Source organism: Methylotenera mobilis 13 (assembly GCF_000384255.1).
Classification (GTDB): domain Bacteria; phylum Pseudomonadota; class Gammaproteobacteria; order Burkholderiales; family Methylophilaceae; genus Methylotenera; species Methylotenera mobilis_B.
The window spans coordinates 2,778,980-2,803,787 of the sequence record NZ_KB913035.1 but is presented as its reverse complement, the minus strand read 5'-3'; the positions used below and the strand labels follow the sequence as shown (position 1 = coordinate 2,803,787).

Genomic DNA, 24,808 nt, shown 5'->3' with positions numbered 1-24,808 from the left:
TGACTGGGGCGGTCTCCTCCCAAAGAGTAACGGAGGAGTGCGAAGGTAACCTAGGTACGGTCGGAAATCGTACTGATAGTGCAATGGCATAAGGTTGCTTGACTGCGAGACGGACAGGTCGAGCAGGTGCGAAAGCAGGTCATAGTGATCCGGTGGTTCTGTATGGAAGGGCCATCGCTCAACGGATAAAAGGTACTCTGGGGATAACAGGCTGATTCCTCCCAAGAGTTCATATCGACGGGGGAGTTTGGCACCTCGATGTCGGCTCATCACATCCTGGGGCTGTAGCCGGTCCCAAGGGTATGGCTGTTCGCCATTTAAAGTGGTACGTGAGCTGGGTTTAAAACGTCGTGAGACAGTTTGGTCCCTATCTGCCGTGGGCGTTGGAAATTTGAAGGGACCTGCTCCTAGTACGAGAGGACCGGAGTGGACAGATCTCTGGTGGACCGGTTATCACGCCAGTGGTATAGCCGGGTAGCTAAATCTGGAAGAGATAAACGCTGAAAGCATCTAAGCGTGAAACTCGCCTTGAGATGAGATTTCCCTGGGGGTTTAACCCCCCTAAAGAGTCGTTCGAGACCAGGACGTTGATAGGACGGATGTGGAAGCGCAGTAATGCGTTAAGCTGACCGTTACTAATTGCTCGTGAGGCTTGATCCTATAACCTTAAAACTTGAACATGTTCGAGTCTATGGTTGTACTAAAGTAAGATAATGTAATCAATACCCCGTTTGACACCATACCTAAAGGTATGAAGACTTTACTTCTTCCAATTTGTTACAGACGCCTCATGAAAATGAGACGGCAACACAGCATAATCGCTTGTGTGTTTGAAGTTTAAACATGCGAGACACCAGTTATGCTTGGCGGCCATAGCGGTTTGGAACCACCCCTTCCCATCTCGAACAGGGCCGTGAAACGAACCAGCGCCAATGATAGTATGCTTTTTGCATGCGAAAGTAGGTCACTGCCAAGCTATTTATACCAAAAACCCCATTACGCATGTAGTGGGGTTTTTTTATGTCCGAAAAATATAGCGATTTACCGTGGATTGCGCTGAAGCGGATAGATCTTTACTCTACATCATATTTCCTTTCATTCGTATGGATTCAGTCTATCCTGACCGTAGTAAAGAGCTATACGTCAGTTCTATCTGTTTATATGCATATTATGCTTTATCCGATGGTGTGTGCTCATATTGTTGCTATGTTAATATCCCGAAACTAATATAAGTTTAGGACGCATCATGTCCTTAATGGTTACAACAAACGGCTATTCAGCACTATATTTCGAAGTGATGAGTTGGGTCAGGTTTGTTGTTTTGTTCGTATTGGATATTAAATGAGCATTTCTGACAACTATCTTGACGCTGATAGCGCAGTTTATAAAACGCTATTAGAATCTACTAAAGCGATTCCTTGGAAAATCAACTGGAGTACATTACAGTTTTCTTACATTGGCCCTCAAATTGAGGCTTTATTAGGATGGTCTCCCGACAGTTGGCTGACTGTGGAGGACTGGGCATTGAGAATGCACCCTGATGATCGCGCTTGGGTTGTAGATTTTTGTGTGGCACAATCAAAAGCAGGAACTGATCATGAGGCCGATTATCGTGCTTTAACCAAAGATGGCCAATATATTTGGATTCGTGATGTCGTACATGTCGTGCGTAAAGAAAATGGCGAAGTAGATTCGCTCATCGGATTTATGTTTGATATTACAGAGCGAAAAGACACCGAACAGAAGCTGATTGAGCTTCAGAAGCAGTTGGAAGAGCTCTCATTTAAAGATGGATTAACAGGCGTTTTCAATCGACGCATGTTTGATTCTGTGATGGAAGTGGAGTGGGCGAATGCTAAGCGTAACCGCCAGCCACTTTCATTAATTATGCTGGATATTGATTATTTTAAACAATACAACGATTATTATGGTCATATTCAAGGAGATGAGTGCCTGAAGCGTGTGGCAAATGTGCTGGCCTGTGTTGCCACAAGATCGCGAGATTTCTTTGCTAGGTATGGTGGTGAAGAGTTTATATTAGTATTACCTGAGACAGATGAAGCTGCCGCTTTCAAGATTGCAGAGCGATGCCGCAATGTGATATTCAAAGCACAAATTCCACATGAAAAATCTTTGGTTAGTCAGCTGCTGACGATTAGTATTGGGACTAGTACAATCACTCCTACACGTAACGATGAAGCAATTAAGTTCATCGCTACGGTCGATAAACAGTTGTATGTGGCTAAAGAAAAAGGGCGAAACTCAATTGCTTAAAAGTTTGCGTAGCCAAAAATTATCTATATATAGATTATTAAGCTAAAAACACACTCACATTTCTTGGGTAGATGTGAACGTGTTGCGCTGATGTCAGTGCCAGTTCACGGAAGCGTTCTTGCGTTAACTCTGCCTCAATCAGCTCTGTATGATCAGCACGCTCTAGGTCTACTTTAACCAGTGGGCCTACTGCGTTTACATAGCGAACAATTGCTTCAAAACCGACACGATCTTCTTTAGGGGTATTGTAGATTTCAATGTCGTGAGGACGAACAAAGGCTAATGCCGGTGAATTTTGCGTGTCATGATGCGAATCTAATTTTAAATTGACGCCAGCAATGTTTGCTGCCCCTTCGTGTATATGGCTATCAAACTGATTCACGTTACCTAAAAATTGATATACAAATGGTGACACAGGTTTGTCGTAGACTTCTTGTGGTGTACCTATTTGCTCAATTTCCCCTTTATTGATGACGACAACCCGGTCAGCTACTTCTAGTGCTTCTTCTTGGTCATGCGTCACGAAAATGCTGGTAATGTGCAGCTCATCATGTAGGCGGCGTAACCAGCGGCGCAATTCTTTACGTACTTTTGCATCAAGTGCACCAAATGGTTCATCCAGTAGTAAAACTTTAGGTTCAACTGCTAAAGCACGAGCGAGTGCAATGCGCTGACGTTGACCACCTGATAATTGTGGTGGATAGCGATCAGCAAGCCAATCTAACTGCACTAGTGATAAGAGTTCGTGCACGCGGCGTTTAATTTCAGCATCTGATGGGCGAGTATGCTTAGGACGAACACGTAAGCCAAATGCAACATTCTCGAAGACGGTCATATGACGGAATAACGCATAGTGTTGAAATACAAAACCAACCTCACGCTCACGCACTTGACACTCTGTAGCATCGTTACCATAAAATAGGATATTGCCGGAGTCTGGTGTTTCTAAGCCGGCAATGATGCGCAGTAATGTTGTTTTGCCGCAACCTGAAGGACCGAGTAATGCAACTAATTCGCCGCTAGGTACGTCTAGGCTCACATCATTCAGTGCGCTAAACTGGCCGAAATTCTTTTTGATATTACGTATTTCTATACTCATGGTTATGTTCCAATATGATGATAGTGCGATAGTTCGCGATTAAACATGGCTCTTAAGCAGCTTCGTTATGGCTCGCATTGCGTGCAACTTGCCACTCGACAAAGGTTTTGAGCGCCAACGTGACTAATGCTAGTAAAGCAAGCAATGAGGCCACAGCAAATGCAGCTGCATAGTTATATTCGTTGTATAAAATCTCTACATGCAGTGGCAGGGTGTTGGTCATGCCGCGAATGTGTCCAGAAACGACCGAAACTGCTCCAAACTCACCCATGGCACGCGCATTGGTAAGAATCACGCCGTATAGCAAGCCCCACTTCACGTTCGGTAATGTAATGCGCCATAAAATCTGCCAGCCAGAAGCACCTAATACCAGCCCTGCTTCTTCTTCATCTTTTCCCTGAGCTTGCATCAATGGAATCAACTCTCTCGCGACAAATGGGAAGGTGACAAATATCGTCGCCAAAACGATGCCAGGTATCGCAAAGATGACTTTGATGTCGTTATCGACTAGGGCTGAGCCAAACCAGCCCTGGAGTCCAAAAATGAGCACATAAATTAACCCCGCAATCACAGGAGACACTGCGAACGGTAAGTCAATTAGGGTGATAAGAATGCTTTTGCCTTTAAATTCAAATTTGGCAATTGCCCATGCCGCGGCAACACCAAATACAAGATTTAACGGAACGGCGATGAGTGCTGCGATAAAGGTGAGTTTTACTGCAGATAATGCATCTGGGTCGATTAATGCCGTAATGTAAGTATCAAAGCCTTTGCGTAAAGCCTCAGTAAATACAGCTGCTAACGGTACAAATAGGAATAAGGCTAAAAAACTTAGGGCAATAGTGGTTAATGCATAGCGTATCCATGCCGGCTCAGAGGTGGCGCGACTTCGCGCTACTTTGCTGTGATAGCTGCTATATTGTGATGGTGTGATACCTGACATAAATGACCTAATATAAATTTATTGGGAATGTGAAATGGCTTACCGTGCTGCAATCCGCTGACGATTTGACCACCATTGCAAACCGTTAATCGCGAATAACAGCAGGAATGAAATCACTAACATCACGACTGCAACTGCTGTGGCACCAGCATAATCGTATTGCTCTAGTTTTGTAATGATGATGAGTGGGGTGATTTCAGACACCATCGGCATGTTGCCTGCAATAAATATCACTGAACCGTACTCGCCAATCGCACGTGCAAAAGCTAATGCAAAGCCGGTTAGAAGCGCAGGCCAGATTGCAGGGAATATAATTTTGCTAAAGGTCTGCCAACGATTTGCCCCTAAGCTTGCGGCGGCTTCTTCTGTTTCGGCTTCTAGATCCTCTAAGACAGGTTGTACCGTGCGCACCACAAACGGTAAGCCAATAAAGGTTAGGGCAACCACCACGCCTATTGGCGTGAAGGCGACTTTGATACCTAATGGTTCTAACCATGAGCCAATCCAGCCGTTACCAGAATAAACGGCTGTTAATGCAATACCTGCTACTGCGGTAGGTAAGGCAAAGGGTAAATCTACTAACGCATCTATAAACTTTTTACCTGGGAATGGATAGCGAACTAACACCCATGCGGTCAGTAAACCGAATGCGGCATTAATGATAGCCGCAATAAATGATGCCCCAAACGTTAGCTTGTAAGATGCTACGACGCGCGGTGCAGTAATGACCTCCCAAAACTCTGGTATTGATAGCTCGGTCGTCTTAATAAAGGCAGCTGATAATGGAATAAGTACGATCAGACTTAAATAAAATATCGTAAAGCCGAGTGATAAATTAAAGCCTGGTAGGATGTTTTTCTGTTTAGCCATGATGTCTGATATCTGTTGTGAGCGCGTGATAATGTAACCGATAGCTAAATAACAATTAAATAATATTTTGATATTTTATATAATAAAATGGTATTTACATGTGTGTTAGGTCGTCGATATGAGGCGTGTTTATGCCGCTTTGTTGAGTGAGGCTAGCTTGTTAAGTGCCAATGACGGTTGAAGTGCCTTGGCGTTGACTGGCCTTGCTAAGAAGTAGCCTTGCACAAATAAGCCACCTGATTCAATTGCAATATCAAGCTGCGTTTGTGTTTCAATGCCTGTGACGATGGCTTGTGCGCCACTTTCTTTAATTAAATTAATTAAGCCAGGCAGTATTTTCCGCACGCGATGGTTGCCTTCGGCTTGCTGAATAATGCTTAAGTCCAACTTAACAAAATCAGGTGACAGTTTCCATAGGCGATCAATGTGGGATTTTTTGCCGCCAAAGCCGTCAATGGCAATTCTATAGGCTCTGTCACGATAGTTGTCGATGGCTTCTGACAGCTGTTTGTCTTGTTCAATTTCGCTTTCTTTGATTTCAATGACGACACGGTGGGTGGGGACCGAGTTGGCATGTAGTATGCGTTCGAATACTTTACCGTGCGTATTCACTGAAACTAGCAGTTTAGGGTGAACGTTCAGAAACAGTAGGCCGTTCTCTGCATAGATTTGCTTAAAGTTAAGTACATGTAGTGTTCGGGCAACACGGTCAAACTGTACTAGTTTTCCTGTTTGCTCGGCATATGTGAAGGCGAACTCTGGTGTGCTGGTCAGTTCACCTCCAAGTGATGGGCGTAATAATGCTTCGTGGCCAATTAAGTCGCCTGCTGCTATGTCATAAATAGGTTGAAATGCAGTATTTAATTGAACGCCTAAAAACGGACTGTTAAATTCACCAGTTGATTGCTCAACTAAGCCATAGTCATCTAAATCTAAAAACAGAGACTCTTTTAATTGCAATCTTAATTGCTCAATCGGTGAAGTTGCGCTGGTTGGTGCTGTCATTTTTATATCCTTTTAAAACATTAAAGCAGGCGAGCTAGTGGTTACTTTTGATAAATCTGGTCAAATGTACCGCCATCAGAGAAGTGCGTTTTTTGTGCTTTTTGCCAACCGCCAAATACATCATCAATCTTGATTAAGTTGACTTTAGGAAATTGCTTCTCATATTTAGCAGCTACAGATGCCAGTGTTGGGCGGTAGTAGTTTTTAGCGGCAATTTCTTGACCTTCTTCGCTATATAAATACTCTAAATAAGCCTGTGCCACTGTGCGTGTTTTGCGCTTATCAACAGTTTTATCGATAATGGTGATAGGTGGCTCAGCCAAAATGGATAAAGATGGGATGACAATCTCAAACTTGTCTGGACCTAACTCTTTTTGCGCTAAGAATGCCTCATTCTCCCAAGAGATAAATACGTCGCCAATGCCGCGCTCTACAAATGTCGTGGTAGATCCACGAGCACCGCTATCAAGTACCGGCACGTTTTTGAAGAGCTTACCCACAAATTCGCGTGCTTTTGCATCGTCATTATTGTTTTGCTTAAGTGCATAAGCATACGCAGCTAAGTAATTCCAGCGGGCACCGCCAGATGTTTTAGGGTTAGGGGTAATCACTGAAACACCTGGTTTAATCAAATCACTCCAGTCTTTGATGTTTTTAGGATTACCTTTGCGTACCAATAAAACAATAGTAGAGCTGTACGGCGAGCTATTGTGCGTTAAGCGTTTTTGCCAATTTTTAGGAATAAGCTTAGCCTTTGCACTGATTTCATCAATGTCGTAAGACAGTGCCAGTGTCACGACGTCAGCTGGGAGGCCATCAATCACGGCACGGGCTTGCTTGCCAGAGCCGCCATGTGAAGTCTTGATGGTGACTTTGTCGCCGCTTTTAGCTAGCCAATATTTACTGAATGCAGCGTTGTAATCTTGATACAACTCGCGAGTTGGGTCGTAAGAGACGTTTAGCAAAGTAATCTCTGCAGCCAAACTGGCTAGCGGCACAAACAGTGCGCTAATCAACAAGGCTTTCTTTAAATATTTGAATGTTTGCATGGTATTTTCTTTCTAGTTTTCTGAAGATTAAAAGCCTAATAGGGTTAACTCTGTATAAAAGAAGTCGGATGAGCTAGCGCGGGTTGCATCGTTATTGTTACCTGCGATTTTGACTGAGTCTTTCACAAAGTCACCGGCCCAGAAGTGTGCGTAGCCAATATTTAAGGATGCGTATTGATTAATAGGGAAGCGAACGCGCAAATCAACTTCTTTACCTAAATCGTTGCCGCTGGCGCCAGTTCTGTCACGCAGATTGCTGCCTGCTTGCCAGCGATCTGATGCATCATCCAAACGGTACCAGCTGAAGCTCGTGTCTACTTTTACGTTCTCCAGAAACGAAACTTTTGGCTCAAACTCCAAATGCAACTTCGGTGTTCTGATGTTCTCCATTTGGATATAGTCGTTGTTAGACCAAGGGCGTGCAAAGCCGAATAAGCGTTCGAAGCGTTGGCTATCTGTGCGGTCCGTGCCAGTTGCAGGTGTGCTGTCACCACTAGCTACGCCATAGTAGGCACTCACTCTAGGTTTCCAAGAGTTCTTGAAGGTGTAACCTACTTCTGCTCCATATGAATATGCTTCATGGTCTACATTGATGCTGCCCAATGCGTTGCTTAAAAAGCGATCTTGGTTGCCCCATTGTTTAACGTAGCTAGTGTCATAGTCCCAACCGGAGTTAAAGGCGCCATAAGCGCGCAAGCCTGCGGTGTGAATCTTACGGTCGATTTGTGCGGCGCTGAGTGTTGCACCTGTTAACTCTTGGCCGTTCGAATTGTATTTAACCTTGTTGCCATCCTGCTTAAGCAAGAAGTAGTAAGGCTGTAAAGTGACATACTCAGACCAGCCGCGCCAGTCTCCAATCACCCCGTAAAAATCTTGTGAGTGGTCTACCTCATCCAAGCTACGCGTAAATCTTTGTACAGGTTTCACCGCAAACGCTTCTAATTGCCAATCATTCTTTTTGTCACCAATGTTAGCGCGTACACCTTGAAACGTATTGGTTGTGTTGCGCCATTCGTTACGTGCAATTAATCGACGATCTAATGACTCCCAAGCCAAGCGGCCGCCACGCACCCAGAATGGGCGATTGTTACCTAAGTCATCTTTACCAAAGATAGACTCTTTGAAATGTAACTCTAGATAGCCTTGTAAAATATCGGCTTGATTCACATCACGGGTATCATATGCGCGCGAGTAGTCACCATTGTTGCGGCGTGAGTCTTGCACTTCAACGGCAAAACGCAATGGATCCAAAATTTCTTTTACGCCAATGTATGCGCGTGTACGTAATAGCAACGGATCGTCGATATTTTCATCAGCGCGACGGAAATCGTTGTCACGATGTTCATAACGAGCACGATACTCTAGCCCTAAATCCAGCCAGTTCACATCATTAAAAGCATCGTAATCCTTCAACCAAGTTTTATTTGCCTGTTTAACATAACGAGGTGGTTCGCTTTCTTTTTGCGTCCCATAGCTTCTACGCTCTACGTAGTAACCGTTAGCGGTTTTTGCAGCAGCTTTTGCCTCATCCGCAATTTCTTTTAAGCGAGCTTTTACTTTTTCTTCCTGCTCCAAGTCCTCGATGCTTTTTGTTGTTTGTGTTGTGTTGTCAGCAAGTTTAATTTCAGCCTCATTCGCATGTGCAAATCCGCCGCTAAGCAATAGACTGCTGATCAGTAAAGGCTGTGCCAGCTTTTTACTGAATGAAAGATTCCTTTTGGTGTGCATGATGTTCCCTTTATTTCAATGCTAATTAGGCTTCTGTATTGGTTGTCCAGTAAAAGTCTAATGAATTATTATTTAAGTCGCTTCACTGTTGATTGTGCTCAGTGTAGTAGACGTATTGACATTTTGTATATTTGGCTTGCCTTGACTAAAGCGTTGCCTCTCTCTTTTTTCAATCTGTGTTACACGGCCATCATGTACTATGACTTCAATCGACCCAAACCCCGTACCATGCTGAAGATCTTCTACAGCACGTATAATCTCTTGAGTAACATTTTGTGTGATTAGCTTGCTTGTCATAATGCAGTCAATGTTGAATAAGTAAGAAAGTACGCACTATAAATAAACTATTTAATAATTAAAAATAATTGTTTTGTATAAATTTATAATTAAAAAGAATATAAAAGCGTAATTTATGTAAAAAGTGTTAAAAGCAAACTTTATTAACTGTAGTGTTTCCAATTCATTGAATTGATTGGTATAATGCGGATGAATTTTTTGATGGGCTTTGTGCCCATTTTTTGTTTCTGCAATCTGCGTATTCGTGTTCAGATTGTGCGGTGAGAGTAAAGGGTGGAGTTTATGCAAGATTTGCAAACGTTAATAGAAAAGTCGGTAAGCCAGTTAGGCTATGAGCTTGTTGATTTGGAGATTTCCAATCGTGGCAAATTATTGCGTGTGTTTATTGATAAACAAAATCCTGTCGATATGAAAGATAGTGTCAATATCGACGATTGCGTGCTGGTAAGCAATCAGCTGGGTAATTTGTTGGCGGTTGAGCATGAGATTGATTATGACCGCTTGGAAGTATCGTCACCAGGTATAGATCGCGTGTTAAAGAAAGAATCTGACTACTTGCGGTTTGTTGGTGAGCGCGTATCGATCAAGTTGCGCGTCGGTATGAAAGATGAAGGGCCAAATGCAACAGAAACCACATTGCCAAGAAAGACCTTTTTAGGATTGATTAAAGGTGTTGAAGATGGGCACTTGATGCTTGATTTTGAGGGGGTAACCTACAAAATGGCGCTTAGTAATATTGATAAAGCACGATTAAATCCAGTGTTTTAAATGCAAGTGTGAGTATTGTAAGAATTTAATAAATAAGGCAGTTAACCTGCAATATATAGTCGGAGATTGAAAATGAGTCGTGAAATTTTATTGTTGGTAGATGCCTTGGCGCATGAAAAAAACGTTGATAAAAACGTCATATTTACCGCGCTGGAGCTGGCTTTGGCTTCAGCTACAAAGAAAAAACATCATGATGATGCCGATGTGCGTGTTGCGATTGATCGTGAAACAGGTGAATACCAAACATTTAGACGTTGGCAGTATGTTGATTACGACTTGCTAGAAAATTCTGCCTATCAAATTGATGAAGAAGATGAGCGTTCAAAAGGCTTAACAATCGGCGACTATTACGAAGAGCCTTTAGAGAATCTTGAGTTTGGGCGTATTGGCGCGCAGGCTGCTAAGCAAGTAATCTTGCAAAAAGTGCGAGAAGCAGAGCGCGAGCAAATCTTGCAAGACTTCTTGGCGCGTGATGAAAAACTGGTAACTGGTGTCATCAAGCGTATGGAAAAAGGTAATGCGATTATTGAGGTGGGTCGCATTGAGTCGTTATTGCCACGCGAGCAAATGATTCCAAAAGAAAACTTGCGTGTTGGTGATCGCGTGCGTGCTTATTTGTTACGCATCGAGCGTAGTGGCCGTGGCCCTCAATTGATTTTGTCTAGAATCACACCAGAGTTCCTGGTGCGTTTGTTTGAATTGGAAGTCCCTGAGATTGAAGAGGGTTTGTTGGAAATTCGTTCAGCTGCACGTGATCCAGGCTTGCGTTCTAAAATTGCAGTAAAAAGCAATGATCAGCGTTTGGATCCAGTTGGTACTTGTGTAGGTATGCGTGGTTCGCGCGTTCAGGCTGTGACTGGCGAGTTGGCTGGTGAGCGTGTGGATATTGTTTTATGGAGCATGGAGCCAGCACAGTTTGTGATTAACGCAATGTCACCGGCTGAAGTATCTAGCATCGTTGTGGATGAAGATGCACACAGTATGGATGTTGTGGTGGAAGAAGAGCAGTTGGCGCTAGCGATTGGTCGAAATGGTCAAAACGTGCGTTTGGCATCAGAGCTAACAGGTTGGACGCTCAATATCTTGACGGTTGACCAAGCTGCACAGAAAAACCAAGAAGAGTATGCCGGTGTGAGTCAATTGTTCATGGAAAAATTGGACGTGGACGAAGAGGTGGCTGAAATTCTAGTGCAAGAAGGTTTTAGCACATTGGAAGAAATCGCATACGTTCCATTAGCTGAAATGAATCAAATCGATGCTTTTGATGAAGATACTGTCGAAGAGTTACGTAAGCGTGCTCGTGCAGCATTGTTAACAGAGGCTATTGCTAAAGAAGAGAAGGTAGAAGAAGCTGCTGAAGACTTGTTGACGCTAGAGGGTATGGATGATGCGACTGCACATCAGCTGGCGGCAAAAGGGATTTCAACAATGGACGATTTGGCCGAACTTGCAATTGATGAGTTGGTTGAGTTGACAAATATGGACGAAGAGCGAGCAAAAGCACTGATTATGACTGCACGCGCACCTTGGTTTAAATAATATTCAAATGTAGAGCTTTATGAGTATCGGTCAATGAGCATTGACCGAACTGAAGCAAAGTAATAATGAGTAGTAATGCTAGGCAATAAAGCTTAGAAAAAAGAATACTGGAGCAACAAGATGGCACAAACAACCGTAGAACAATTTGCTGGCGAATTAAAGCTGCCAACGGCATTGTTATTAGAACAGCTTAAAAGTGCTGGCGTGCATAAAACGAGCGCAGATGATGAATTGAGTGAGCATGATAAAGCGGCATTGCTAGATCATTTGCGTAAAGAGCACGGTACGCTTGCTCCTAAAAACAAAATTACGCTCACACGCAAATCAAGTACAGAAATCAAGAAAACCGATAACACCGGTAAAGCACGTACGATTCAAGTTGAAGTTCGTAAAAAACGTGTGATAGAGCAGCGTGAAGATGCTGACATGGTTGAAGATGAGGTTGTGGAAGAGGTGGTGGCGGAGGCTGTTACTGAAGTAGTCGAGCCAGCTGAAGTGCCTGTGGAAGTGTCCGCTCCAGTGATTGAAGAGCCGTTGCCTGTTGAAGTCGCTGAACCTGAAGTGGTAGAAGCTGTTGTTCCACCAGAGCCTGAAGTGGTCGTTCCTGAAGTGGTTGAGGTGCCTGCTGAGCCAGTGGCCGAGCCTGAAAAAGTTGTGGTTAGACAGCAAACCATCAGTCGTAAAGACTTGCTTGGTGCAGAAGAGATTGCGCTACGTGAGCAAGAAGCTAAACGTCATGCAACTTTACTAGCGTTGCAAGCTGAAGATAAACGCAAAAAAGAAGAATTAGCACAGCGTCGTTTGGACGAAGAGGCTAGAAAACTAGCTGAAGCTGAGGCAGCTAAAGTAAAGGCCGCTAAGCTTTCAGAGGGTACGTTACATAAGCCAGTAGCCAAAGAGGGCGCTGAAAAACCAGGCGCAAAAGATGCGAAAAAAGGTAAGGGTAATAATAAAGAGTGGACTGATGCTGAGAACAAGAAGCGTGGGTTAAAGACACGCGGAGATGTTGCAAGTGGTAAGGCAGGTTGGCGTGCACCAAAAGGCAAGGGCGGCAAGCATCATCAAGATGATGATCAACAACATGCATTTACAGCACCTACTGAGCCGTTGGTGTATGAAGTGCTTGTGCCAGAGACCATTACAGTGGCTGATTTAGCTCACAAAATGTCAGTAAAATCAGGCGAAGTGATTAAGACCTTGATGGGCATGGGTATGATGGTGACCATTAACCAAGTGTTGGATCAAGAAACTGCGATTATTATCGTTGAAGAAATGGGGCATAAAGCGCAAGCTGCGGCACCTAACGATCCTGATGCGTTTATCGAAGAAGCTGAGCATGCTGAAGCGGTTATGGAGACACGACCACCTGTTGTGACTGTCATGGGTCACGTAGACCATGGTAAAACTTCATTATTGGATTACATCCGTCGTAGCCGTGTAGCAACAGGCGAAGCTGGTGGTATTACTCAGCACATTGGCGCTTACCACGTAGAAACACCACGCGGAATGGTGACGTTCTTAGATACACCGGGCCATGAAGCGTTTACTGCGATGCGTGCTCGCGGTGCTAAAGCCACCGACATCGTGATTCTGGTTGTTTCAGCAGATGATGGTGTGATGCCACAAACGATTGAAGCGATTCACCATGCTAAAGCAGCCGGTGTGCCGATTGTTGTGGCGATCAATAAGATTGATAAACCAGATGCTGATCCTGAGCGTGTAAAAATGGAGTTGGTGAGCCAAGAGGTTGTACCAGAAGACTTTGGTGGTGATGTCATGTTCCGTGCGGTTTCAGCTAAAACAGGTCAAGGCATTGATGACCTGTTAGAAGCGGTGCTGTTACAAGCTGAGGTGTTAGAGCTGCAAGCGCCTAAAAATACCCCAGCAAAAGGCTTGGTGATTGAAGGTCGTTTAGATAAAGGTCGCGGTTCAGTAGCAACGATTTTAGTGCAATCAGGTACCTTAAAACGTGGCGATATGATTTTAGCTGGCACTACTTTTGGTAAAGTGCGTGCGATGTTGGATGAAACTGGCAAAGATATTCAAGAGGCAGGTCCATCTATGCCAGTAGAAATTCTAGGTTTGTCTGACGTGCCTAGCGCTGGTGAAGAAGTGATTGTATTGAATGATGAGCGCAAAGCACGTGAAATTGCATTGTTCCGTCAAGGTAAATACCGTGACGTGAAACTTGCTAAGCAGCAAGCAGCAAAACTTGAGAACATGTTTGAACAAATGGAATCAGGCGAAGTGCAAACACTTGGTTTGATTATCAAATCAGACGTGCAGGGCTCATATGAAGCCTTGGCGACAAGTTTGCAAAAACTGTCTACCAGCGAAGTGAAAGTGAATATTATTCATACAGGTGTTGGTGCCATCAGCGAGTCAGATGTTAACTTGGCAGCGGCATCTAAGGCTGTATTGATTGGCTTTAACGTGCGTGCCGATTCTGGTGCACGTAAATTGATTGATACGCTAGGTGTGGATGTACGTTACTACAATATTATTTACGAGGCAGTTGACGAGATAAAAGCTGCACTTGGCGGTATGTTGGCACCAGAGCAAAAAGAGAGCATGATTGGTACTGTAGAAGTGCGTGAAGTATTCCGTATTTCTAAAATTGGTGCGATTGCTGGTTGTTACGTACAGGATGGTATGATTAAACGTAACTCTAAAGTGCGTATCTTGCGTAATAACGTGATTGTGCATACTGGTGAGTTAGATTCGCTAAAACGCTTTAAAGATGATGTTAAAGAAGTTAAAAACAACTTTGAATGCGGTCTGTCATTAAAAGGCTACAACGATATTGAGGTTGGTGATATCTTAGAAGTTTATGAAATGGTAGAAGTGGCGCGTACCTTATAGTTAACAGTAAGTGCCTATGATCTTTATTGGTTGTAGGCATGTGGTTGTTGTGGCGTAAAGATTGCATCAAACCGCATATATTAAGTAGTATCTGGTTGCGCTTAGCTATATTGACGCCTCATTTTGGCGTTGATGTGGGCTCTGTGAATGGCTCAAGATTTAAGTGAGTAATGTTTAAGAGAGTCGGCTCAGCTTTATTTAGGATTAGAATGGCAAAAGATTTTTCACGTAGTCACCGAGTGGCTGAGCAAATGCAACGAGAAATCGCAGATTTGTTGATGTTTGAAATTAAAGACCCGCGCGTGGGCATGGTCACTGTGACTGCTGTTGAAGTCACAGGCGACATGGCGCATGCTAAGATTTTTTACAGTGCAGCCAAAGCGAGCGAAAGTACGCAGCAGGGGCTTGAAAAGTCAGCAGGTTTTTTACGTACGCAGTTAGCTAAACGTATGTTGTTGCGTACTGTGCCACAATTGCATTTTGTTTACGATGCATCGATTGATAATGGCATGATGATGTCTAAATTAATTGATGAGGCGATCGCTTCAGACAAAAACAAGTCTTAATTTTCAGAAGTCACCTTCCTTTGCAATTCAAAAGAGTCAAAAAAAATATCAATGGTATTTTGTTATTAGATAAGCCATTAGGTTTTTCTTCTAACCAAGCGCTGCAAAGAGTTAAGTGGTTGTTACAGGCAGCCAAAGCTGGCCATACAGGTACTTTAGATCCATTGGCAACAGGCTTGTTGCCACTCTGTTTTGGCGAGGCAACTAAATTCGCGCACTATCTAACTGATGCAGATAAAACCTATCGCGCCACTATAAAATTAGGTGTTACCACTACCACTGGTGATGCTGAAGGCGCAGTGCTTAACACCTTACCAGTCAATGTCACCAGCAATCAGTTTGATGAAGCTTGCCGTAAGTTTGTTGGTGTCATCAGTCAAGTCCCCCCCATGTATTCAGCTTTAAAGCACGAGGGTAAAGCGCTGTATGAATATGCGCGTGAAGGTGTGGAAATTGAGCGTAAAGTACGTACCGTTACTATTCATGCGATTGAAGTACTTAGCTTTGCGGGTGATGTCGCTGAAATTGAAGTGACTTGTACTAAAGGCACCTATATTCGCACCCTCGCAGAAGATATAGGCGCACATTTGGGCTGTGGCGCGCATTTGATTGGTTTACGTAGAACTGCCACTGCAAATTATGTGATTGCCGAAACCATTACTTTAGAGGCGTTTGAAGCGCTAAGTAGTGAGGAGCGATTAGCTAAGTTAGCGCCGCCTGAAACTGCAGTAGATTATTTGCCATCTGTGATGCTGGATGCGGACAGTGCTTTTTATTTAATGCAAGGTCAAGCCGTTTGGCGAAGTGGCAATATACCAGTAGGCTTGTTGCGCCTTTATGATGAGCGGAATGTATTTTTAGGCTTGGGTGAGCAGCAGAGTGACGGAAAAATTGCACCTAAGCGATTGATGCAGCAAGTAAATAATTAAAGGCTATTTGCTAAAATAACTTGTTAAGCAGTAAAGTTGTCACTATAATGCACGGTTCATGTAAATGAATGCATGAGTGGGTTGGTTTCTAAATCAGATTCTAGGCTACTTTTGTATTGACGCAAAACATCTAAATTAGGAAAAAGTTATGGCAATTACAGCACAAGATACCGCGAAAATCGTTGCAGAATATCAACGCGCACCAAATGACACAGCAAGCCCAGAAGTGCAAGTTGCACTTTTAACTAGCCGTATCACATACTTAACAGAGCATTTCAAATCTAACAAAAAAGATAACCACTCACGTCGTGGTTTGTTAGCTTTGGTTAGCCAACGTCGTAGCCTGTTAGACTATCTAAAACGCAAAGACTCAAGCCGTTATCAAACATTGATTCAACGTTTAGGTCTGCGTAAATAACAGTTATAAAAGTGCTTAGCTTTTTGTTTTTAGCTTCACTTGTATAATTGCTGTAAAAAGCCGATTGCATGGATATGCGTCGGCTTTTTTTATTGTTAGATTGTTATTGGGTAGTGAATAACAGTCTGTTGAAAAAGGAAAATAAATGTTTAATAAAGTTACTAAAAGTATTCAATACGGCGCGCACACGCTAACCCTTGAAACTGGTGAAATCTCACGTCAAGCAGATGCTGCTGTGATGGTGAGCTACGGTGATACGGTGGTGTTGGTAGCTGTTACCAGCAAGCGTGAAGTTAAAGCAGGTCAAGACTTCTTCCCGTTGACTGTAGATTACATGGAAAAAACCTATGCTGCAGGTAAAATCCCAGGTGGTTTTTTCAAGCGTGAAGGCCGACCTTCTGAGAAAGAAACACTGACAAGTCGTTTGATCGACCGTCCATTACGCCCGCTTTTTCCAGAAGCGTTTTATAACGAAGTGCAGGTAGTGGCAACCGTGTTGTCATCAGATCCAGAAATCGATGCAGATATTCCTGCAATTATCGGTGCTTCTGCAGCGATGTCATTATCAGGTATTCCATACTACGGTCCACTAGGTGCAGCACGTGTTGGTTATATCAACGAAGAATACGTATTGAACCCGACTAAAGCACAATTAGAAGAAACCGAGCTTGATTTAGTCGTTGCAGCCACTGAAACTGCTGTGATGATGGTTGAGTCTGAAGCGAAAGAGCTTTCGGAAGAAGTGATGTTGGGTGCAGTTGTTTATGGTCACGAGCAAATGCAAGCAGTGATCAAAATGATTAGCGAATTAACAGCTGAAGCTGGTAAAGATGCTTGGGACTGGGTTGCGCCAGAGCCAGATACTGCATTGATTGAAAAAGTGGCTAGCTTGGCTGCTGCTGATATTAATGCGGCATTCCAAATCAAAGCTAAAGGTGCTCGCTCCGCTAAATTGGAAGAAATCACAAGCCGTGTATTAGGCGAGTTGATTACTGAAGAAACTTCAACGGCTGAAGCGAACAAAATTAAAAACGAAATCTTTAATTTAGAAGCTAAAACTGTACGTAGCCAAATTTTAAATGGCGAACCACGTATTGATGGTCGTGACACACGTACTGTGCGTCCTATCAGCATCCGTACTGGTGTGTTGCCACGTACGCACGGTTCAGCGCTGTTTACACGCGGTGAAACACAGGCGTTAGTAGTGGCTACTTTAGGTACAGGCCGCGATGAGCAAACTATTGATGCATTGCAAGGTGAATACAATGATCGCTTTATGTTGCATTACAACATGCCTCCATACGCAACTGGTGAAACTGGTCGCGTAGGTACACCAAAACGTCGTGAAATCGGTCACGGCCGTTTAGCAAAACGTGCTTTGGTGGCTGCGCTACCAGCTAAAGAAGATTTTGATTACACCATGCGTGTCGTTTCTGAGATTACAGAATCTAACGGTTCAAGTTCGATGGCGTCTGTATGTGGTGGCTGCTTAGCATTGATGGACGCTGGCGTACCAATGAAAAATCACGTTGCAGGTATTGCAATGGGCTTGATCAAAGAAGGTAACCGCGTTGCTGTGTTGACTGACATCTTGGGTGATGAAGATCACTTAGGTGATATGGACTTTAAAGTAGCGGGTACAGAAGATGGTATCACTGCGTTGCAAATGGACATCAAAATCACCGGCATTACTGCACAAATCATGCAAGTGGCTTTAGCGCAGGCTAAAGAAGGTCGTGCACACATCTTGGGTATTATGAAGCAAGCTGTTAGCGGTGCTAACGCTGAAATGTCACAATTTGCACCACGTATTATCACGATGAAAATCAACCCTGAAAAAATCCGTGATGTTATCGGTAAGGGTGGTGCAGTGATTCGTGCTTTAACTGAAGAAACTGGCACAACGATTGATATCGAAGATGACGGTACCGTGAAAATTGCTTGCACTAGCTCTGAGCAAGGTGCTGAAGCGCAACGCCGTATTGCAGAAATCACTGCTGAAGTTGAAGTGGGTCAAACTTATGAAGGTACTGTGATTAAGTTGCTTGATTTCGGTGCAATCGTTACCTTGATCCCAGGTAAAGACGGTCTGTTGCACATTTCACAAATTGCACATCAACGTGTGAATGCGGTTGCTGACTTCTTGAAGGAAGGTGACGTAGTGAAGGTGAAAGTAGTTGAGGCTGATGAAAAAGGTCGTGTACGTCTAAGCATGAAAGCTTTGATTGACCCACCTGCTCAAGAAGCAAAAGCTGAGACAGAGGCTGACGAGTAATATCAACAGCATCATCGTCCCTAGATAACAAAAAGCCCGCATATGCGGGCTTTTGTTATTTGAAGATTTAAAACACCTGAGTACTGAATAAGAGTTTAAGTGTTTTTACACTCTAGTGGTTATTTCGCTACTTGACGCTCTCTGAGTTCATCCAAAGTTTTGCAATCGATACATAGTGTTGCTGTTGGACGAGCCTCTAAACGTTTTAAGCCGATCTCAATGCCGCAGCCTTCGCAGTAACCATATTCTTCGTGTTCGATGTTGCGTAAGGTTTCGTCAATTTTCTTAATGAGTTTACGCTCACGGTCGCGATTACGCAGTTCAAGCGTCATGTCAGACTCTTGGCTAGCTCTGTCGTTAGGGTCAGCAAACATGGTCACCTCATCTTGCATGGTGTGCACAGTGCGGTCGAGCTCTTGGCTTAACTCAGCTTTCCAGTCATTTAATATTGAACGAAAATGTTCAAGTTGAGTTTTGCTCATGTATTCTTCATCAGGCTTCGGCTGATAAGGCGTGAAATGCTTACTAATTACATCTGCCATAATAATTACCCAAATACAAAAAATTAAAAATATTGAAAACTGAACTAACTAAGATGTTAGCTCTTAAAATTAGCGCATGAGTGTACACTGATTAATGGTTTGATGCAAAACTCTATTTATATGACACTATCCAATTGATTTAATGAGGTTAAATAATGCCGTTTTGTTCGCTAAGCTCTAGCGAAAGAAGAGTGTTCTCCATTAAGGTGGCCACTGTCATTGGACCCACGCCGCCAGGAACTGGAGTAATCCAGCCAGCGCGTTCTTTTGCTACGTTGAAATCAACGTCACCACAAATGCGGCCATCTTCTAAGCGGTTGATGCCAATATCAATCACAATGGCACCAGGCTTAATCCATTCCCCTTTGATTAAACCGGCCTTGCCTGCTGCTGCCACAATCAGGTCAGCATTTGCGATGATTTTAGCTAGGTCTTTGGTGTGGCGATGGCAGCTGGTTACTGTGCAGCCTGCTAGTAGTAGCTCTAAGCCCATTGGTCGACCCACGTGGTTCGATACCCCAACCACAACGGCATCCAAGCCCATGAGTTTGATATTGGTCGCTTCTAACAGCTTGATTACACCAAATGGAGTGCATGAGCGCAGTGTGGGTTGGCGTACAGCTAAGCGTCCAATGTTGTAAGGGTGAAATCCGTCTACATCTTTATCTGGGCTGATGCACTCAATCACGTGCTCATCTTTAATATGTGCTGGAAGTGGGGATTGAACCAAAATGCCATTAATTGAATCATCATGGTTGAGCTGCTCAATTAATGCCAGTAGTTCAGCCTCAGTTGTTGTGGAAGGTAAGTCGTAAGCGACAGAGCGAATGCCCACTTTCTCACATGCCGTACGCTTGTTGCGCACGTAGATTGATGAGGCAGGATCACCGCCCAATAAAATAACTGCAAGGCCAGGTGCAGGTTTGTTTGCTAACAGGCGTTGGTTGATTCTTTCTTTGATTGAGTCTAATAAATTGTCGGCAATCGCCTTGCCATTGATAATTTGAGCTGTCATTGGGTGTCAGAATCTAAAAATTCAATTAATTTGTAAAATAAAACGTCATTTTAGCATATAGCGATTGACCTTCATCTTAGTTTTGGTTATATTACTGCCTCTTCGGCGTGTAGCGTAGCCTGGTAGCGCGCCTGCTTTGGGAGCAGGATGTCGGGAGTTCGAATCTCTCCACGCCGACCAATATTTTTAGGTGTTAGAAGTCAAGTTTTCTTTTAACACCTATATTAAAAGTCAGCCCGAAAAGTGTAGTACTTTATGTTGTAGATGATATAAAGTCTTGTAACCAAAATCTGCCCGTAGCTCAACCGGATAGAGCACCAGCCTTCTAAGCTGGGGGTTACAGGTTCGATTCCTGTCGGGCAGGCCATAAAATTTTAAAGTCTCTATGGTGGCTGTAGCTCAGTTGGTAGAGTCCAGGATTGTGATTCCTGTTGTCGTGGGTTCGAGCCCCATCAGCCACCCCATATTGAATAAGCCCCACAGCAATGTGGGGCTTATTTTTTTCTAGCGTACCTTTCTGCTCTGTAAATTATTCTTGATTAAGTTAATTCTTGTAAGATAGTATCAACTGTATGCTAAATATCTAAGTGAGTATCTATAAGTACGCATACGACTGAATTAGTGCTGGTAGTAATCGCAACCGATCATTAAAGATAATGTGGGGTTTGGAAGACATGCTAATTGAAGATATTGAGAATACAGACCGTTTCCTTTTCATATTTGAATGGCTAATGGCGATTATGTCTAGGTATTTGTGCCCGATGCCGTTTGGTTTGGTTCATATTGAACATGGCGATAAAAATGAGCTTGGTGACGCATATGGTGCTAAAGAGGCCGCTGAACAACTAGTCTCGATGACAACTCATCTTAAAAAAGCTTTTAGAAATACGGATTTGGTCGCTAGGATTGGAAGTGACTTTTGGATTGTTGTGCCGTATACGCCAGCCACTGAAAAGGTTCAGGATAAAGTGCGAAGCATCATTCGTGATTCTGAGCATGAAGGCTTAAAAACTGCAGCACAAAATGCGTCAATTTTTAGTTTCCCAAGTGAAGATGAGGCGTTAAATCAAAAACTTACGGAGTTGAGTGGTGCTGAGTTCTTGACCTATTTGAAGAAAAATCGGCACACATTGCCCAGTCAAATATTGACGCTGGATTAAAGTCAAAATGCTACTTTGTTGATCGAATAGCATTTGCTACCATTGAATTTTAGCGCTCATTTTTTTATCATCATCAATAAGTATCCACTGCAAGTAGTTGGGTAATCTAGATCGATGTTGTTTTAAAAGACAAGTGCGGTTGCTTGGTAGTTATTGCTTGGATTTCGAACCATGCCAAGCATTGGTGTAAGTATTGATACATCAAACTATTCAGGCTATAGTGACGTAGATTACAGTTGTTATCTAATTTAAAAAAAGGGTTTGTTAATGGCAGCACTACGTCCTGTATTGATGATTATTGATGATGACCCGCTAATCACTGATACCTTACATTTTGTGTTGAGTAAATATTTTGAAGTGTGTGTGGCGGAGTCGTACACGCAACTGAAGAGTTTACTCCAGCAATTAGATGCCCCACCAGCTTTGGCTTTGGTAGACTTAGGTTTACCTCCTACCCCACATACGCCCGAAGAGGGTTTTAAAGTGATTAGCGCGCTGCTAACACATTCTCCTACCATTAAGATTCATGTACTTTCCGGTCAAAGTGATGACGTCAATGTGAAGCATGCGCTTGCACTAGGCGCAGTGGATTTTATTGCGAAGCCTTGTGATGTAGAAAAACTTAAAGACATGTTGTTGAATGCGCTCAAGGTGCAAGACGTTGAGTTGAACGAAATGAGAGTGGAGCAGGAGCATGGGGGCTTGCTCGGTAACAGTTTGCCTATTCAAGCGTTACGCATGCAAATTAGACAGTTTGCAGACTCCCCATTTCCGGTCCTGATTGAAGGTGAATCTGGTAGTGGTAAAGAGTTGGTGGCGAGTAGCTTTCATTTTGCGAGTCAGCGTTTGCTGTATCCTTATTTATCCGTTAACTGTGCTGCGGTTTCTCCATTGTTGGCCGAATCTATCTTGTTTGGACATGCAAAAGGTGCGTTTACGGGTGCGGTAGCTGCGCATGCAGGCTACTTTGAAGATGCGGGTGATGGTACGTTGTTTTTGGACGAGATTGGCGAGTTGCCTTTAGAGTTGCAAGCTAAGCTGTTACGTGTGCTAGAAAATGGTGAGTATCAGCGTATTGGTGAAACGCAAACGCGTAAAAGTCGTGCACGTATTGTGGCCGCCACTAACCGAGACTTGAGAGCAGAAGTGCGTGCTGGTAAGTTTAGGTCGGACTTATATCATCGCTTGAGCGTTTTTACTGTCCATGTGCCACCACTGCGAGAGTTGATGGACGATAAACATTTGTTGCGCGATCACTTTATTGAGTTCTATACCAAGCAAATTGATAAGACGCCATTTAAATTAGATGCCAAAGCTGAGGTCCGTTGGCTGGAGTATGATTTTCCTGGCAATGTGCGCGAGCTAAGAAACATTGTTATCCGTTTAATTGCCAAGTACTCAGGTAAAACGGTTAAAGAAAATGAGTTGATTGCCGAGTTTGATTTAAGTGAGCAGGCCTCAACGGCTGATGCATTTAATTTTAACGATGATGCAAGTATGACTGCACAGGCGCAAAAACATCTGCAGCGCCAAGTGAATGTAAGTTTGGATGCCGTACTGAAGTCCTGGGAGCGTGCATATATTGATGCGGCGATGAAAATGACGCATGGTAATTTAAGTCAGGCGGCTAAATTGTTGAATGTGAATCGTACAACGCTGTATAGTCGTATGAATACGCAAGAAGAGTAATCGTCACAACTAATCCTCTTTAGGAAATCACTTGTATTATCCACACTTTGGTTTGCAGCAACCCCCGTTTAAGATTACCCCGAATACTGATTTTTTCTTTTCTGGTGGTAATCGAGGTGCGGTGCTTGATGCTTTAGTGTATGCCATTGCCAATGGTGAGGGCATTATTAAGGTGGTGGGTGAGGTTGGTAGCGGCAAAACAATGCTGTGTAGAATGCTACAAACGATACTTCCTGAAAGGATCGAGAGCATTTACCTTGCAAACCCAAGCGTAGCGCCTGAAGACGTGTTGCATGCGATTGCATTTGAACTGCAACTGCAATTACCTAAAGATGCCGATAGGTTAAAAGTGATGCAAGCATTGCAAGCACATTTGTTAAATCGGCATGCAGAAGGACGTCAAGTTGTCATCTTTGTTGAAGAGGCACAAGGCATGCCGCTGGCAACTCTGGAAGAGATTCGCTTGTTATCCAATTTAGAAACTAAGCAAGATAAGTTGTTGCAGATTGTGCTGTTTGGTCAGCCAGAACTGGACGAGAATTTAAATCAGGAACAAATTCGCCAGTTGCGTGAGCGAATTACGCATCGGTTTAACTTGGGGCCGTTGCAAACTAAAGATGTGGGTGAATACTTGATTTTTAGGCTTCGTGCGGCAGGTTACCATGGACCACATCTGTTTACTGATGCATCGATTAAGAAGTTGTCACATGCGGCGCAGGGGCTGGTCAGGCGCGTGAATATCTTAGCAGATAAGGCATTGCTTGCGGCATTTGCTGAGAATGCCTATCAAGTAACCCCTAAGCACGTTAAGGCCGCTATTCAGGATAGTGAGTTTGCAGAAAGTTCTTATGGCCAACAGTTTGGGCGATATAAGCGATTTGTCACGTGGTTCATGTACTTGCTTGTGATTTTAGGTGGTCTATCAATCGCTGCGATGTTGTGGCAACAGTCAACTGCCCAGAAAACTAATGCCAATGTGGCAGGTCAGCAAGCGCAGCCTGCCATGATTAAGCCATCCACAATTAAGCCTAACCTGCCTCAGGGGGCAAGGCAATCTGCCGTTGCTGTTACCAATACGCAAATGGGGGTGAATAATCTATCGGCATTAACTAATCCTAGTGTGTCAGCTAATGTTAGTGCACCAGCTATTTTGAAAGATGCTGCAATGGCGAGTGATAGGGCTGACGCTGCAGAAAGCAAAAACAGTGTGGGCTTAGTGAACCAGCGTTTGGATGCGATGAGTAGGTTGTTGCAAAGCGCAAAGCCAGACACAATATTGCTACAAATTAAATCAGTACCCAATGCGTTGCCCGTGGGTGTACAAGGCGAAGAGCATCAATTGGCAATGGAGCTTGAGCGCTTAAGTCAGCAAGTAGAGGTTGACAATATCTACCTGTACCGTATGCAACAAAAAGATGGTTTGTATACCGTGGTGTTGTATGGTGCGTATGAGCGTAGAGTTGATGCATTGGAAGCTTTAAAAAGCTTGCCGCCCTATGTTAAAAATAGTCGGCCATACATGAGGACGTTGGCTGGTATAAGTAAAGACATGGCGATCATCCCTTAAGCGCTGCTTCATATTTCTTCTAATTGGCTGAAGCAGGCTTATCTATTGGTGTTTCTTTAATTCATGTCAGTCTGAGGCTGTAGTGTTCCGAGATTGCTAGTTTTTATACAAACTTTCCCGAGTTACCTAATCAATAACCTTGATTTATCATTGTAACTAATTGTTGCTATTTGTATTTTTGCGGTATCATGCAATTTGATGCATAGCGTACAG

Annotated in this window: 20 protein-coding genes, 3 tRNA genes and 2 rRNA genes; 16 read left to right on the top strand and 9 right to left on the bottom strand. The window is 43.6% G+C overall.

The genetic code is table 11. The annotated features are described in order from the left end of the window. From A391_RS0113510 to A391_RS0113500, 3 genes are all read left to right on the top strand, one after another. Nucleotides 1–660 (top strand): 23S ribosomal RNA (locus A391_RS0113510); the annotation flags it as partial. A 202-nt stretch (nt 661–862) separates the two neighbouring features. After that, nucleotides 863–976, top strand: a 5S ribosomal RNA gene (gene rrf, locus A391_RS0113505). A 365-nt stretch (nt 977–1,341) separates the two neighbouring features. After that, nucleotides 1,342–2,274, top strand: a complete 933-nt coding sequence (locus A391_RS0113500) for a GGDEF domain-containing protein (RefSeq protein WP_019899916.1) — start codon at nt 1,342–1,344, stop codon at nt 2,272–2,274. A gap of 37 nt (nt 2,275–2,311) precedes the next feature. Here the strand turns inward: A391_RS0113500 and A391_RS0113495 are convergent, their stop codons facing one another. The 7 genes from A391_RS0113495 to A391_RS14070 form a co-directional block, all read right to left on the bottom strand. Then, nucleotides 2,312–3,373: a sulfate/molybdate ABC transporter ATP-binding protein gene (locus A391_RS0113495; RefSeq protein ID WP_019899915.1), complete on the bottom strand. Its 1,062-nt coding sequence runs from the start codon at nt 3,371–3,373 to the stop codon at nt 2,312–2,314. A gap of 52 nt (nt 3,374–3,425) precedes the next feature. Next, the gene (gene cysW, locus A391_RS0113490; protein ID WP_019899914.1) at nt 3,426–4,316 is read right to left on the bottom strand and encodes a sulfate ABC transporter permease subunit CysW; all 891 of its coding nucleotides are present in this window, start codon (nt 4,314–4,316) and stop codon (nt 3,426–3,428) included. Nucleotides 4,317–4,355: 39 nt separating this feature from the next. Then, nucleotides 4,356–5,186 carry a sulfate ABC transporter permease subunit CysT gene (gene cysT, locus A391_RS0113485; RefSeq protein WP_019899913.1) on the bottom strand — a complete coding sequence of 277 codons (831 nt, stop codon included), beginning with the start codon at nt 5,184–5,186 and terminating at the stop codon, nt 4,356–4,358. 129 nt (nt 5,187–5,315) lie between these two features. Further along, the gene (locus tag A391_RS0113480; RefSeq protein ID WP_019899912.1) at nt 5,316–6,191 is read right to left on the bottom strand and encodes an EAL domain-containing protein; all 876 of its coding nucleotides are present in this window, start codon (nt 6,189–6,191) and stop codon (nt 5,316–5,318) included. Between the two features lie 41 nt (nt 6,192–6,232). After that, nucleotides 6,233–7,240 (bottom strand): sulfate ABC transporter substrate-binding protein, encoded by a 1,008-nt coding sequence (locus A391_RS0113475; protein ID WP_019899911.1) that lies wholly within the window; start codon nt 7,238–7,240, stop codon nt 6,233–6,235. A 27-nt stretch (nt 7,241–7,267) separates the two neighbouring features. Next, nucleotides 7,268–8,968, bottom strand: a complete 1,701-nt coding sequence (locus A391_RS0113470) for an alginate export family protein (RefSeq protein WP_019899910.1) — start codon at nt 8,966–8,968, stop codon at nt 7,268–7,270. Between the two features lie 72 nt (nt 8,969–9,040). Next, the gene (locus A391_RS14070; RefSeq protein ID WP_019899909.1) at nt 9,041–9,265 is read right to left on the bottom strand and encodes a YezD family protein; all 225 of its coding nucleotides are present in this window, start codon (nt 9,263–9,265) and stop codon (nt 9,041–9,043) included. A 282-nt stretch (nt 9,266–9,547) separates the two neighbouring features. Here A391_RS14070 and rimP point away from each other — a divergent pair, with 282 nt between their 5' ends. From rimP to pnp, 7 genes are all read left to right on the top strand, one after another. Then, on the top strand, nt 9,548–10,033 hold the full coding sequence (gene rimP / locus A391_RS0113460; protein ID WP_019899908.1) for a ribosome maturation factor RimP: 486 nt from the start codon (nt 9,548–9,550) through the stop codon (nt 10,031–10,033). A gap of 72 nt (nt 10,034–10,105) precedes the next feature. Then, entirely contained in the window at nt 10,106–11,572 is a 1,467-nt protein-coding gene (gene nusA / locus A391_RS0113455; RefSeq protein WP_019899907.1) for a transcription termination factor NusA, read from the top strand. A gap of 120 nt (nt 11,573–11,692) precedes the next feature. Beyond that, entirely contained in the window at nt 11,693–14,434 is a 2,742-nt protein-coding gene (infB, locus tag A391_RS0113450) for a translation initiation factor IF-2 (RefSeq protein WP_019899906.1), read from the top strand. Between the two features lie 209 nt (nt 14,435–14,643). Further along, the gene (rbfA, locus tag A391_RS0113440; RefSeq protein ID WP_019899904.1) at nt 14,644–15,000 is read left to right on the top strand and encodes a 30S ribosome-binding factor RbfA; all 357 of its coding nucleotides are present in this window, start codon (nt 14,644–14,646) and stop codon (nt 14,998–15,000) included. Between the two features lie 20 nt (nt 15,001–15,020). Continuing rightward, complete coding sequence (gene truB / locus A391_RS0113435) at nt 15,021–15,929, top strand: tRNA pseudouridine(55) synthase TruB (protein WP_019899903.1); 909 nt, start codon at nt 15,021–15,023, stop codon at nt 15,927–15,929. 148 nt (nt 15,930–16,077) lie between these two features. Beyond that, a complete protein-coding gene (gene rpsO / locus A391_RS0113430) occupies nt 16,078–16,347 on the top strand; it encodes a 30S ribosomal protein S15 (protein ID WP_019899902.1) in 270 nt (89 codons plus the stop codon). Nucleotides 16,348–16,492: 145 nt separating this feature from the next. Next, on the top strand, nt 16,493–18,622 hold the full coding sequence (pnp, locus tag A391_RS0113425) for a polyribonucleotide nucleotidyltransferase (protein ID WP_019899901.1): 2,130 nt from the start codon (nt 16,493–16,495) through the stop codon (nt 18,620–18,622). A gap of 119 nt (nt 18,623–18,741) precedes the next feature. Here the strand turns inward: pnp and dksA are convergent, their stop codons facing one another. Together dksA and folD are read right to left on the bottom strand one after the other, a co-directional pair. Beyond that, nucleotides 18,742–19,164: an RNA polymerase-binding protein DksA gene (gene dksA, locus A391_RS0113420; RefSeq protein WP_019899900.1), complete on the bottom strand. Its 423-nt coding sequence runs from the start codon at nt 19,162–19,164 to the stop codon at nt 18,742–18,744. A 148-nt stretch (nt 19,165–19,312) separates the two neighbouring features. Further along, nucleotides 19,313–20,179: a bifunctional methylenetetrahydrofolate dehydrogenase/methenyltetrahydrofolate cyclohydrolase FolD gene (gene folD / locus A391_RS0113415; protein WP_019899899.1), complete on the bottom strand. Its 867-nt coding sequence runs from the start codon at nt 20,177–20,179 to the stop codon at nt 19,313–19,315. A gap of 103 nt (nt 20,180–20,282) precedes the next feature. Here folD and A391_RS0113410 point away from each other — a divergent pair. From A391_RS0113410 to A391_RS0113385, 6 genes are all read left to right on the top strand, one after another. Next, nucleotides 20,283–20,359: transfer RNA gene (locus A391_RS0113410), tRNA-Pro, on the top strand. A 110-nt stretch (nt 20,360–20,469) separates the two neighbouring features. Beyond that, nucleotides 20,470–20,546 (top strand) — tRNA-Arg (locus tag A391_RS0113405). Between the two features lie 21 nt (nt 20,547–20,567). Beyond that, nucleotides 20,568–20,643: transfer RNA gene (locus A391_RS0113400), tRNA-His, on the top strand. Between the two features lie 210 nt (nt 20,644–20,853). Further along, on the top strand, nt 20,854–21,339 hold the full coding sequence (locus tag A391_RS0113395; protein ID WP_157261368.1) for a diguanylate cyclase domain-containing protein: 486 nt from the start codon (nt 20,854–20,856) through the stop codon (nt 21,337–21,339). Between the two features lie 267 nt (nt 21,340–21,606). Then, nucleotides 21,607–23,028, top strand: a complete 1,422-nt coding sequence (locus tag A391_RS0113390) for a sigma-54-dependent transcriptional regulator (protein WP_019899897.1) — start codon at nt 21,607–21,609, stop codon at nt 23,026–23,028. A gap of 31 nt (nt 23,029–23,059) precedes the next feature. Next, nucleotides 23,060–24,595 carry an ExeA family protein gene (locus A391_RS0113385; protein WP_019899896.1) on the top strand — a complete coding sequence of 512 codons (1,536 nt, stop codon included), beginning with the start codon at nt 23,060–23,062 and terminating at the stop codon, nt 24,593–24,595. Nucleotides 24,596–24,808: the final 213 nt, after the last annotated feature.